Source organism: Bacillus sp. YBsi01 (assembly GCF_038406745.1).
In the GTDB taxonomy this organism is placed as follows: domain Bacteria; phylum Bacillota; class Bacilli; order Bacillales; family Bacillaceae; genus Bacillus; species Bacillus siamensis.
Window position 1 is genome coordinate 829,868 of record NZ_CP151679.1, and the last position, 14,947, is coordinate 844,814.

Annotated in this window: 1 protein-coding gene; it reads left to right on the forward strand. The window is 50.1% G+C overall.

Going from position 1 to position 14,947, the window contains the following annotated elements; genetic code table 11:
- Positions 1 to 15: 15 nt before the first annotated feature.
- Positions 16 to 14,946: an amino acid adenylation domain-containing protein gene (locus tag AADZ70_RS04535; protein WP_342007783.1), complete on the forward strand. Its 14,931-nt coding sequence runs from the start codon at positions 16 to 18 to the stop codon at positions 14,944 to 14,946.
- Position 14,947: the final 1 nt, after the last annotated feature.

Genomic DNA, 14,947 nt, shown 5'->3' on the forward strand with positions numbered 1-14,947 from the left:
AATGGAGGCAGCTCTATGAAAAGTGATATGAAGGCAAGCGGGTTACTCAAGCCATCTGTCAGCTATGGAAAATCATTGCGGCTTTCAGCGGATCAGCCGATGACGATTCCTGAAGTCCTGCATAAAACCGCCGCCGCAGCGAATGATCAAAAGGGCATCACATATATACAGCCTGACGGCACCGAAGTGTATCAGACTTACAGCGGTTTGAAAAAGATCGCTCTTTCGATTGTGAAAGGACTCCGCCAATCAGGCGTGAAAGCCCATGATGAAGTCATTTTACAGCTCAGTGACAATTCTCAGCTGATTCCTGCCTTTTGGGGCTGTGTTTTTTTAGGAGCGATCCCGGTTCCGCTTGCGGCCGCTCCGGCTTATACAGAAATGAACAGCGGGACGCAAAAACTGAAAGACGCTTGGACGCTTTTGAATCAGCCGTATGTCATCACAAGCCGTGAAGTGCTGACGGAGATGACTGAATGGGCGAAGGATCAGGAGCTTTCTGGGTTCTGCGCTTTGGCGGCAGAAGATCTTTCCGCGCATGAAATGGATACAGACTGCCATTATCCCCGTCCGGAAGATCTGGCGATGCTGCTGTTGACCTCGGGAAGCACGGGCACGCCGAAAGCCGTGATGCTCAGCCATGAAAACGTCGTCTGCATGGTCAAAGGAAATATTCAGATGCAAGGCTATACAAGTGAGGATGTCACGTTTAACTGGATGCCTTTTGACCATGTCGGCGGCATCGGAATGCTTCATCTGCGTGATGTTTATCTCGGGTGTGAAGAAATCAACATACCGAGTGAATCCATTTTGATGGACCCTTTAAAATGGCTCGATCTGATTGATCATTACCGTGCTTCGGTCACGTGGGCGCCCAATTTTGCCTTCGGACTCCTCGCCGATTTCGCAGAAGAGATTCAAACGCGGAAATGGGACTTATCCTCCATGCGTTATATGCTGAACGGAGGGGAGGCCGCGGTTGCGAAAGTCGGACGCAGAATTATGGAACTTTTAGAGCCGCACGGTCTGCCGGCTAATGCCATCCGTCCCGCATGGGGAATGTCTGAAACGTCTTCAGGGGTTATTTTCTCAGATGAATTCACGCTGGAAAACACGAGTGATGACGACCGCTTCGTGGAGATCGGTCTGCCGATTCCGGGGTTTAATATGAGAATTGCGGATGACCGCAATCAGGTGGTGGAAGAAGGAGAAATCGGCCGCTTCCAAGTGTCGGGTCTGACTGTGACGAGCGGATATTATGAGCGGCCGGACTTAAATGAGACTGTCTTTACAGAAGACGGCTGGTTTGAAACGGGAGATCTCGGATTTCTGCGGGAAGGCCGTCTGACGATAACGGGCCGCACGAAAGATGCCATCATTATCAACGGTGTGAATTATTACAGCCACGCCATTGAATCAGCCGTTGAGGAATTACCGGAAATCGAAACATCATATACAGCGGCATGCGCCGTCCGGCCGAATCAAAGCACGACAGATGAGCTGGCGATTTTCTTTGTGACATCCGTTCCGTTGGATGAGAGCCGCATGACGAAGCTTCTTCATCACATTCACCAGCATGTGACACAGAGAATCGGCGTCACCCCTGATTATCTGCTTCCGGTCGCAAAAGAAGACATTCCTAAGACGGCGATCGGGAAAATCCAGCGCACCCAGCTGAAACATTCATTCGAACAAGGGCAATTTGCTTCATTACATAATAACGGGCAAGAAGACGGCACTTCGGAATCAGCTTCTAAAGAGAAAGAAATTGAACGGGATTTTATCCGCTTTCTGAAAGAGGAACTTTCCATCGCGGATGAACTTGTTGATTCAAATACACCGCTTCAAAGTCTTGGCGTCAATTCGATTAAGATGATGAAACTCGCCAGATCAATCGAAAAAATGTATCATATCCGGCTGACGGCAAGAGAGCTGCACAAAAACCCGACGATTGGCGCTTTAGCCGCTTATACTGCTGAAAAATCGGCAAGCATGTCCGCTGACCAACACCCGGCAAAAGCCGAACCGCCGGCAGAACGGGAGAGCAAACAAACGGCGCCAGCGCTTTCAGAAGTTCAAAAAGGGCTGTGGACATTGCAGAAAATGTCGCCGGAATCGGCTGCATACCATGTCCCGCTCTGTTTCCGATTCACATCAGAAATCGACAAAGAGAAACTGAAACAGGCGTTTCAGCTTGTATTAAAACAGCACCCGATACTCAAAAGCGCCGTAAAGGAAACAGACGGCGGGTTTTATTTCGCAGAAGCGGCTGATCCTTTTGTATTTTCGGAAGAAGATATTTCTGACGTCAATGAATCACAAATATCAACTCTGATACGAAAAAAAGTGAAAGAGCCGTTTGTCAAAGAAGGCGGGCCTTTGCTGCGTGTGCAGCTGCTTTCAAAATCCATCTCGGAACATTATCTTTTAACGGTCATTCACCATATCGTGTTTGACGGTATTTCATCCATTACATTTATTCACAGTCTGCTGGATCACTATCAGGCGCTGCTGCAGGGAGAAGAATTTACAGCTGGTGCTTCCGTACATTCAGATTACGCGGTTTGGGAAAAGCGGTACTTGGCAAGTGAGGAAAGCAAGAAAGCCCGCGCTTACTGGATGAAACAGCTCGGAGGCGACCTGCCCGATCTTCAGCTTCCGCCGATGCGCACGGACAGCAGTGCTCCGGAGTTTACAGAAGACACGCTGACACGCAGGCTTCCTGAACGGCTGCTGAAGAACGTCACGGCATTTGCCGCAACGCGTTCGATTCATTTGTCCACCGTCATGCTGAGCTGCTACATGGTGCTTTTAAGCAGGTATACGGATAAGGAAGATATTGTGACAGGCATGCCTGCAATGGTCAGACCGGAAGAACGCTTTGACGGGGTGATCGGCCATTTCCTCAACATGCTTCCTATACGGAGCAGAGCCGGACGGAAAGAAACATTTGCTGACTTTGTTCAAAAGGTGCAGGATGCGGTTTTGGATGGACTGGATCACTCATTTTATCCGTTTCCGAAAATGGTGCGTGATGTTCATGCGACACCTCGGCAGAACGGTTCGCCTATTTTCACTAATGCTTTTTTCTATCAGAATTTTTTGCAGCATTCAAGCTATCAATCGATGCTTGATGAATACAAGGAATTCTCCTGTGAGTTTGTAAAAGGTATTCATCAGGAAGGGGAATATGATCTTGTATTTGAGATGTGGGAAGAAGCATCGGGCATGAATCTTACAATTAAATACAGCACTGAATTATTTGATGAAGCCGGGGCAGCCAGACTTTTCAACCAATTTGTACAGGCAGCAGAATCTTTGACTGCAAACGCGGATATGCCGCTTGAGAATGTTTCTCTCATGACAAAAAGAGAGGAGCAAAAGATTTTTAAGACTTGGAATGAGACAAGCCGCGAGTATCCGGATGCCTGCTTCCATGAATTATTCGAACGTCAGGCGGCAGAAACCCCTGATGCCTGTGCAGTTGTGTATGAAAAGCAAAAACTGACATACCGTGAACTTGATGAAAAAAGCACGAAACTGGCGCTCTATTTGCAGGCGCACGGCGCGGGGCCTGATGATCTCATCGGCATTTATACAGATCGTTCATTGCATATGGCTGTCGGCCTTCTCGGCATTTTAAAAGCCGGGGGAGCGTATGTGCCGCTTGATCCTTCTTACCCCGCTGACAGATTGGAATATATGATTGCTGACAGCAGGATTTCAATGTGCCTGACGACAGCTGATTTAGAGCACTCTTTGAACTGGGGAGGCGTGCAGACAGCAGCCATTGATCGGGATTGGTCTGATATTGAAGAGACCGCGGGGGAAAGAATGGCGCTGAAACGGCTGGTGACGCCTGAAGACCTGGCGTATGTCATTTACACGTCGGGCAGCACGGGCAAACCGAAAGGCGTTATGATTCCGCATCGGGCGCTGACCAATTTCTTGATCTCGATGGCGCATGAACCGGGGCTTTCGTCCGAAGATAAACTGCTTGCCGTCACGACATATTGCTTTGACATCGCGGCATTGGAGCTGTACCTTCCCTTAATCACAGGAGCGGAATGCCATATCTGTAAGACAGAAGTCACAAAAGATGCCCGGAAGCTGAAAGAACTGATTAAGGAGTACAAACCGACGATCATGCAGGCGACGCCGTTTACGTGGAAAATGCTCTTTCATTCCGGATGGACAAATGAAGAAAAGGTGAAAATCCTTTGCGGCGGTGAGGCGCTTAGCGAGCAATTGAAGCAGCAGTTTCTCGATACGAAAAGTGAGGCTTGGAATATGTTCGGGCCGACAGAGACGACAATCTGGTCCGGGGTGCAGCGTATAACGGAAAATGAGAGCGCGCTTACGATCGGGCGCCCGATCGCCAACACCCGTGTGTATATGATGGATTCCAACCTCAACCCTGTTTTAGAAGGGGTGCCGGGAGAGCTTTGTATTGCGGGAGACGGATTGGCAAGAGGGTATTTCAACAAGCCTGAGCTGACGGACAAAGCCTTTGTCAGCCACCGGCTGGAACAGGGATCAAAACTTTATAAAACAGGCGATATGGCGCGTTTTCTTCCCGGCGGCCGCATTGAATACATGGGACGGATGGACAGCCAAGTCAAAATTCGCGGCTACCGGATTGAACCCGGAGATATTGAGAGCCGGCTGAATGCCCATCCGGCCGTACAGGAAAGCGTTGTTGTTGTAAACAATCACTCCGGAAATGAAAAGCTTTGCGCATTTTATATCCTGAAAAACGGAGAGAAGCTTCCGTCTTCAAAGGAATTGCGCAGGCATTTGAAACAAGCGCTGCCGGCCTATATGGCGCCAGCTTCCTTTGTCCGTCTTGAAGAGCTGCCGCTTACGCCGAACGGAAAAGTTGACCGTAAGCTTCTTGCAGCGCGCGATTTGACAGAGAAAAAGCCGGAAACAAAAACATTTTCTTCATCTCATATTCAGCAGGCGGTGCTTGCGATTTGGCAGGACGTATTAAAAAGCAGTGACATAGCGCTTGATGACCGCTTTTTTGATGCGGGAGGGGATTCGCTCCTTGCCGTAACTGTCACTGACCGGATGTCGCGGGAACTGGATTGTGATTTCAGTGTGACGGAGCTGTTTGAATACGCGACGGTAAAAGACATCAGCCGGTATATCGCTGAACAAAAACCGCAAGAAACCGTTTTTGCATCTGTATCAGAAAAGAAAATGAATGCAGAAAACCGCGAAAACCTGACGGGAAAATTTCCCGATTATTATGAAGAAAGCGTCGCGGTTATCGGTATATCCTGTGAGTTTCCGGGAGCGAAAGACCATTATGAGTTTTGGAATAACATCAAAGAAGGCAAAGAAAGCATCACCTTCTTTTCAAAAGAGGAGCTCCGCCGTTTCGGTGTTTCTGAAGAACTGGCTGATCATCCCGGCTTCGTCCCGGCTAAAGCCGTTTTAGAAGGAAAAGAAATGTTTGATCCGGGTTTCTTCGGCTTTTCACCGAAAGATGCGGAATATATGGATCCTCAGCTGAGAATGCTTTTGCTCCATTCATGGAAGGCGATTGAGGATGCGGGATATGTCTCAACAGACATTCCGGAAACAAGCGTGTATATGTCTGCAAGCGCCAACTCTTACCGCAGCCTGCTGCCGGAGGAGACGACAGCACAGCTGGAAACGCCTGATGGATATGTGTCATGGGTTCTTGCCCAAAGCGGGACGATTCCGACGATGATTTCTCATAAACTCGGATTGAAAGGGCCGAGCTATTTTGTCCATGCCAACTGCTCATCTTCTTTAATCGGCCTGCATTCGGCTTTTCAAAGCCTGCAGTCCGGCGAAGCCAAGTACGCCCTTGTCGGCGGTGCGACCCTTCATACGGAATCAAGTGCCGGGTATGTTCATCAGCCTGGGCTGAATTTTTCAAGCGACGGGCATATTAAAGCGTTTGACGCGGCTGCTGACGGAATGATCGGCGGTGAAGGGGCCGGTGCCGTGCTTTTGAAAAAAGCGTCCGATGCCGTTAGGGACGGCGACCATATTTATGCGCTGCTGCGCGGAATCGGCGTCAATAACGACGGAGCGGATAAGGTCGGATTTTACGCGCCGAGCGTCAAAGGACAGGCTGAGGTCATTCAGAAGGTCATCGATCAGACGGGCATCCATCCTGAAACGATCGCGTACGTTGAAGCTCACGGCACGGGAACAAAACTCGGCGACCCGATCGAACTGTCCGCGCTTCAATCTGTGTACGGCCGATACACAGATAAAAAACAATACTGCGGCATCGGTTCAGTCAAAACAAATCTTGGGCATTTAGATACAGCCGCCGGAATGGCGGGCTGCATCAAGGTTGTCATGAGTTTATATCATCAGGAAATCGCGCCGAGCATCAATTACAAAGAGCCGAATCCTCATCTTCATTTAGAAGACTCTCCGTTTTACGTTGCGGAAGGGAAAAAAGAGTTAACCCGTGAGAACACAGCACACCGCATGGCTTTAAGCTCTTTCGGGCTTGGCGGAACAAATACACATGCGATTTTTGAAGAATACCCCGAGGTGTCTGAAGCAGCAGAATGGACCGGTCCGTACATTATTCCGCTGTCTGCCAGAAAACAAGACCGTCTGAAGGAGTACGCAAAACGGCTGCTGGCTTTTCTCGATGCAAAAACGGACGCCGATCTTGCGGATATTTCCTACACTTTCCAAGTCGGAAGGGAAGCGATGGAGGAGCGTGCGGCCTTTATCACAAGCAGCGCTGCGGAGCTGAAGCGGCAGCTTGCCGAGTTTATCAATGATAAGCCGGCTGTAACAGGCTGCTTCAGAGGAGAAAAACAGCAGGCAAAAGACATCGCCTGGCTTTCTGATGATGATGACAGCGCTGAACTCATTGAGAAATGGCTTGCGAAAGGAAAAGGTTCGAAGCTATGTGAAATGTGGAGTAAAGGTGTCGCTATCAATTGGCACAAGCTTTACAAAGACAAGCATCCGAAGCGGATCAGTGTGCCGGTCTACCCGTTTGCAAAGGAACCGTACTGGCCGAAAAAAGCTGAAACGAAAACATCTGCCGCACACACCGGAATCTCTGTTTTACACCCGCTCGTGCAGCAAAACACGTCAGACTTGGCCGTTCAGCGGTTCAGCTCACGGTTTACAGGCTCTGAATTTTTCCTGAAGGATCATGTGGTCAGAGAAAAAGCGGTGCTGCCGGGAGCGGCGTATTTGGAAATGTCTTATGAAGCGGTAAAACGGGCGCTTGGCGGCTTATTAAAGGACCAAGACAGAATAACGCTCCATCATACGGTCTGGATGAAACCGATCGTCGTTCACGAACAAGAGCGCCAAGTCCATATTGCGCTGTTTCCTGAAGAAGACGGCATCATCTCGTATGACATTTACAGCGTAAACGCTGACGATGAAGAAGTGTTGCACAGCCAAGGGCGGGCTGAAATCATAAAGGCAGACCGAGAGCCTGAGGCAGACCTTTCTGCCATACAAAGCAGGTGCACAGCGAACATTCTTGATCCGGCGGCCTTTTATCGGGAAGGCAGGAGCAGGGGGATGTTCCACGGAAAAGCCTTCCAAGGCATTAAGTCCGCCTTTATCGGTGAAAGAGAAGTGCTTTCTGCCATACAGCTTCCGGATTCTGTTTTTCATACGAACGGACAATTTACGCTTCATCCGAGCATCATTGATTCGGCTATTCAGACGGCCACGATCTGCATTATGCAGGAGTTTTCCGGACAAAAGCTGATTCTGCCGTTTGCGCTGGAATATCTTGAAGTCATCAAAGCGTGCACGCCGACTATGCGGGCGCATGCACGCTTCAGCGAAGGATATCAAACCGGTGATTCCGTGCAGAAAGCCGACATTGACCTGTACGACGAAACAGGAGCGCTTTGCGTGAAGGTGAGAGGCTTCTCTACGAGAGTGCTTGAAGGCGATGCAGAATCGGCTCAGCCATCCGGCTCGGAAAAGGTCTTGTTTACACCGGTGTGGAAAGAAGCTGCGGCATCCGAGAAAGCTTCTGTCCATGCTGATGAGCATTTGATCATTCTTTGTGAAGATGCAGTTCATCTAAAAGATGAAGCGGCATCCGGCCTGAAAGACGCCGAACTGCTGATTGCGGAAGGTGAGGGCGGAACAGCCGCTGAACGCTTCCAAACCGATGCGCAGATGATCGCTGAACACATCCGGCGGATTATGAGCGAAAAAAGGCAGGGCCGCATTCTGATCCAGACCGTTATTTCAGCAGACGGCAGCCAGCAATTGTTTGCCGGATTAACAGGTTTGTTAAAAACAGCCGAGCTGGAATACGGAAAACTTGACTGTCAGCTCATCGAAATAGATTCAATCGGCAAAATACCTGCTGTCGCTCAAAAACTGAAAAACGACAGTCATCGGCCGCATGATAAACACATCCGTTATAAAGGAGAAAAAAGGTATGTGAAGGCCTGGGAAGAAATGCATCCTGCAGGAAGCGGACCCGTCTGGAAGGACGAAGGCGTATACCTGATTACCGGAGGCGCCGGAAGCTTAGGTTTGATGTTTGCAAAAGAAATCACTGATCGCGTAAAACACCCGAAGATCATTCTGACCGGCCGCTCAAATGTGACAGAAGCCAAACAGCGTGAAATCGCCATGCTTCAACATGAAGGCGCACATGTCGTCTGGAAAAAGCTGAATGCGGCAGAACGGCGGGAAAATGAGGCGCTGATAAAAGAGATTACGGCGGAATTCGGGGAGCTTAACGGAATTATTCACGCTGCGGGCGTGATACAAGACCGCTTCCTGCTGCAAAAAACGAAGGAAGAATTCCGGGAAGTGCTGGATCCGAAAGTGATCGGCACCGCTTATTTAGATGAAGCCAGCAAAGACTGCAGCCTTGACTTTTTCGTATTGTTCTCCAGTGTTTCCGGCGTTCTGGGCAATGTCGGGCAGGCTGATTATGCCGCCGGCAACGCGTTTATGGATGCGTACGCCGCTTTCAGGCAGTCCCTTACGGAGAATGGCCTGCGGCACGGAAAAACGGTCGCCTTTAACTGGACGCTGTGGAAAGACGGCGGTATGCAGGCGGGAGACGAGACGGAGAGAATGATGAAAAAAGCTTTCGGCATGGTTCCGCTTCAAAAGGCGGCCGGCCTGTCTGCATTCTATGAAGGTCTGGCTCAGGAAAAGCCGCAAATTTTAGCAGCTGAAGGCTACAAGGCAAAATTGAAACAGACGTTTCTATCCATTTCTGAAGCTGACAAACAGCAGGAGAAGACGGCAGAGCCTGTATCAGCCGTTTCATCAGGCAAATGGCGCGATTCGCTTATCCGAATGGTCAGTTCGATTTTAAAAGTCAGCCAAGACGAGATTGATATCGATACGGAGCTGAGTGAATACGGCTTTGATTCTGTATCATTTACCGTTTTTACAAATCAATTAAATGAGGCGTATCAGCTGGAGCTGGCGCCGACGATTTTCTTTGAGCACGGCACGGTCCGCAGTTTAGCGGAATATTTGACAGATGAGGATGCCGGCTCTCCTTCTCAGCCGGAAGAAAAACAAGATGAAGAGGAAGCTCTTCCGATGCTTCATACCGCTTTGACAGACATGGTAAGCGGAATTTTAAAAGTCGGCCGTGAGGATATTGAGATTGAGACGGAATTGAGTGAATACGGTTTTGATTCGGTAACGTTCACCGTCTTTACAAATCAATTAAATGAAGCGTATCAGCTGGAGCTGGCGCCGACGATTTTCTTTGAGCACGGGACGATCAGCGGCCTGGCCGGATATTTGGCAAAAGAGCACCCGGGCCGTTTCGGCGAAAAGAAGAAAGAGACGCCGAAAAAAGAGCAGCCAAAAGCCCATAAGCCGAAAACGCAGCGAAGAACGCGTTTCGCGACGGTAATGCACGCTGCGGCAGAGACAAATGAACCGCGCCGCTTTGACCCGGTTGCGATTGTCGGAATCAGCGGCCGATTCCCGGGCGCAAAAGATATAGAGGAATTTTGGCGCAATCTGAAAGAAGGAAAAGATTCTATCACAACGATTCCGAAAGACCGCTGGGATTGGGAAGTGTTTAGTGGCGACCCGAATCTTGAAGGGAATAAAACGAATATCAAGTGGGGCGGCTTTATCGACGGAATAGCTGAATTTGATCCGCTGTTCTTTGGAATTTCACCGCGGGAAGCCCAATATTTAGATCCGCAGCAGCGGCTGTTATTGACTTATGCGTGGCGGGCGATAGAAGATGCGGGCTGTAAGCCGGAGAGCCTTTCCGGCACAAATACGGGCGTCTTTATCGGAACCGGAAATACCGGTTATAAAGATTTGTTCACAAGAGCAGGTCTTGCGCCGGAAGGACATGCAGCGACAGGCAGCATGATTCCTTCCATAGGTCCGAACCGTCTGAGTTATCTGTTAAATCTTCACGGGCCGAGCGAGCCGATTGAAACAGCATGCTCAAGCTCGCTTGTCGCGATCCATCGGGCGGTATCCGCCATAGAAAACGGAGAATGTGACATGGCGATTGCCGGAGGGATCAATACGATTTTGACGGAAGAAGCGCATATCAGCTACAGCAAAGCAGGCATGCTCAGCAAAGACGGAAAATGCAAAACCTTTTCCAAAGACGCCAACGGGTATGTCAGAGGAGAAGGCGCGGGCATTCTGATGCTGAAGAAATTGACAGATGCCGAACGGGACGGAAATCCGATTTACGGCGTCATCCGCGGGACGGCTGAAAACCACGGCGGCCGGGCGAATACGTTAACCTCGCCGAATCCGAAACTGCAGGCTGACTTATTGGTGAAAGCATACCGGAAAGCGGGAGTAGACCCGAGCACCGTCACTTATATTGAAGCGCACGGTACAGGAACGGAATTGGGTGATCCGATTGAAATAAACGGTTTGAAAGCGGCGTTTCACGAGCTGGCGAAAACAAATCAAGAGCCTGAAGTCTCCGGTCACCGCTGCGGCATCGGTTCGGTCAAAAGCAATATCGGCCATTTAGAGCTTGCCGCGGGAGTATCAGGCGTCATGAAAGTGCTTTTGCAAATGAAGCACAAAACGCTGGTGAAAAGCCTTCATTGCGAGACGATCAATCCCTACATTCAGCTGGATGACAGTCCTTTCTACATTGTGCGGGAAAATCAGGAGTGGACCGCTGCGGAAGATAGAAACGGAAATGCGATTCCGCGCCGGGCCGGGGTCAGCTCATTTGGCATCGGCGGGGTCAACGCCCATATTGTCATTGAAGAGTATGTTCCGAAAGAAACCGCTCAGCCTGAGCACGGTCCGGAAAACCCGGCGATCATCCTTCTGTCCGCCAAATCAAAAGAAAAACTGTTTGAACAGGCGCAGCAGCTGCAAAAAGCGATCCGCCAAACGCCGTACACAGATCAAGACTTGGCGGCTGTCGCTTATACGCTGCAAACCGGAAGAGACGAAATGGAAGAGCGTCTGGCCATTCTTGCAGCGACGATGGCGGAATTGGAAACAAAGCTGGAAGCTTTTACGGAAAATGAGAAAAACATCGCCGGACTGTATACCGGCCAGTCCCACCGCAATAAAGATACGTTTGCACTGTTTACGGCGGATGAAGATATGGACATCGTCATTGACGCCTGGATCAGAAAAGGAAAATTCGCCAAGCTGGCAGAGGTATGGGTGAAAGGCGGCGTGTTGAATTGGAACCGGCTGTATGAAAAAGGCACGCCGCGTTTACTCAGTCTACCGTCTTATCCATTCGCAAAAGACACGTATTGGGTGCCTGAGAATCCTGATAAAAATAAGGTCCATACAGAGGAACGGATCAAACGTATTCTGACGAAACAATGGGAACAGAGCCCGCTTGAACTGCGTGCACCGTATACACGCCCCGTTGCGATTTTGACAGGCGGGGACACAATCAATCTCGCAGAAGAAATCGCAGCGCATATACCGAATCACCGTATCATCACCGCATCAGGCTTTACCGGTGAATATGACTGGCAGGCGTTTGACGGAGTCATCGACCTCCTCGGTGCAGCGAAAGAAGATTCTGAAGACATGACCGGTATCAATTGGCTTCAGCAATTGATTGAGCATGGGCATAAAGAAGGAATGACACTGCTTTGTGTCACGAAAGACCTTGAGTCAATAGAAAAAGAGGCCAATCAAATAACAGGAGCAAAACGGGCCGGTCTGTACAGAATGCTGGCGTACGAGTACAGCCATCTGTCATCAAGGCATCTCGACCTTGAAGGAGCGCTTTCGGACGACATATTGGCGAAGCAAATTGCCGATGAGTTTCATGCCCGTACTGATGATGCGGAAGTTTGCCGAAGAGGCGGCGTGCGTTACCGTGCCGTATTGAGAGCCTCAGAAAACATAGAGATGAAAGGCGGGAGAATTGATTTTCCGCACGGCCATGCGCTGCTGATCAGCGGGGGCACGAGGGGGATCGGTCTTTTATGCGCACGCCATTTTGCCGAACATTACGGAGTGAAAAAACTGGTGCTTACCGGCCGTGAGACCCTTCCGCCGCGACATGAGTGGACGGGCGGCCTGAATGGGGTGCAGGATTCTGTAAAAGCGAAAATTGATGCCGTTCTCGACTTGGAATCCAAAGGTGTACAAGTGAAGGTATTGTCCGTCCCATTAGCGGATGAAGCCGGACTGAGACAAGAACTGGATCAGATCAAACAGACGCTCGGACCAATCGGCGGGGTTATCCACTGCGCGGGTGTGACTGATAAAGAGACGCTCGCATTCATCAGAAAAACCGATGAGGATATACAGCGTGTGCTCGAGCCGAAAGTAGACGGGCTTCAGGCGTTATACAATGTTCTCAGCAGTGAACCGCTCAAGTTTTTCGTCCTGTTTTCTTCCGTGTCAGCTGCGATACCGGCGCTTTCAGCAGGACAGGCCGACTATGCCATGGCCAATGCGTATATGGATTATTTTGCAAACTCATACAAAGAGCAGCTGCCGATCGTAAGCATTCAGTGGCCGAACTGGAAAGAAACCGGAATGGGCGAAGTAACGAACAAAGCTTATAAAGAGAGCGGGTTATACAGCATCACGAATGCAGAAGGATTACAGCTTCTTGACGGCATACTTCTTGCATCAGCAAGAGGCCCTGTGCTGCCGGCCGTTTTGAATCCTAAGCTGTGGAAACCGGAGCAGTTCATGCGGCAAAGCAGCCAGGATAAGCCGATAAGTCCGGCTGCGGTAAAACCGAATAAAACAGCTGATTCGGCTGCGGACAACGAACAATTAACAAAGAAAACAGAAGAGTGGCTGACGGGATTATTTTCTGAAGAGCTGCGGATTGACCAGGATCAGCTTGAGACAGACGTATTATTCCAAGATTACGGAGTGGACTCCATTATCCTTGCCCAGCTTTTGCAGCGGATCAATCGGAATCTCTCAGCATCGCTTGACCCGTCCATTCTGTATGAATATCCGACGATTCAATCTTTCGCAAATTGGCTTCTCGATGGATATACAGAAGTTTTGTCAGATCTGTTTGATATGGCGGCGGGGCCTGTTATGAAGGCGCCGGCTGAGCCGGTAATTGAAACACAAGCCGTTAAGGCCGAAGAAGAGCCGGCCGGAAAACAGATTCACGGGGAAGATATCGCGGTCGTCGGCATGTCCTGCCGGTTTCCGGGGGCGGCTTCCTTAGAGGCGTACTGGTCGCTTTTGGCTGAAGGCCGTTCGGCCGTCCGTCCTGTTCCGGCTGAGCGTTGGGGTTTGAAGACACCTTATTACGCGGGAATGCTTGATGGAATTCATCAATTTGATCCGGATTTCTTTCTGCTGGCTGAAGAGGATGTGAAGGCAATGGACCCTCAAGCTTTGGCCGTTCTGGAAGAATGTCTTAACCTGTGGTATCACGCGGGCTATACGCCGGATGAGATAAAAGGAGAGGCAATAGGTGTGTATCTTGGCGGACGGAGCCGGCACAGACCGGGTGAAGAGAAACTGCTGGACGCGAAAAATCCGATCGTCGCGCTGGGCCAGAACTATTTGGCCGCAAATCTCTCTCAATATTTTGATATGCGCGGCCCGAGTGTTGTCCTCGATACGGCTTGCTCTTCTGCTTTAGTCGGAATGAATATGGCCGTGCAGGCCCTTGCAACAGGAGAAATAAAAGCGGCCGTTGTCGGCGGTGTAAGCCTGTTTGAATCTGAAGAAACCCATAAATTGTTTGAACAGCGCGGCATTTTAAGTGCATCGCAGTCGTTCCATGTATTTGACGAACGCGCCGATGGAGTCGTACTGGGCGAGGGTGTCGGAATGGTTCTTTTAAAAACCGTGTCTCAGGCCGTTAAAGACGGAGATTCCATTTATGCCGTGGTGAAGGCGGCCTCTGTCAATAATGACGGAAGAACGGCGGGTCCGGCTACGCCGAGCCTTGAAGCGCAAAAGGCCGTCATGAAGACAGCTCTTGAAAAAAGCGGAAAACGGCCGGAAGACATCACTCATATTGAAGCGAACGGTTCAGGTACGGTCGTCACTGATCTATTAGAACTGAAGGCCATTCAATCCGTCTACCGCACAACAGATGGCGGACCGCTCGGAATCGGATCTGTGAAACCAAACATCGGGCACCCGCTTTGTGCGGAAGGAATTGCAAGTTTCATAAAAGTTGTGCTCATGCTGAAAGAAAAGAGCTTTATCCCGTTTTTATCAGGTGAGCATGAACTTGCACATTTCGACAGAGAAAAGGCCAATATCCAGTTTAGCCGCACTCTGACAGACTGGCCGTCACCAATACCGGCGGCAGGAATAAACTGCTTTGCCGACGGCGGAACAAACGCCCATGTCATTGTAGAAGCGTGGCAGGAAGACGAAGGACGCCGAATCAAGCGCCATCCTTTAACACCGCCTGCATTAAATAAGCGGCTGATTTCGCAGGGCAAAGAAGAAACGAACGAAAAAGCTGCGGCAAACATCTGGGATACCTATGAAGTGGAGGTTTAAC

What these genes read in the sequence shown, in the direction of transcription:
- AADZ70_RS04535 (WP_342007783.1), top strand. Translation starts at nt 16, where the DNA reads ATGAAAAGTGATATGAAGGCAAGCGGGTTACTCAAGCCATCTGTCAGC.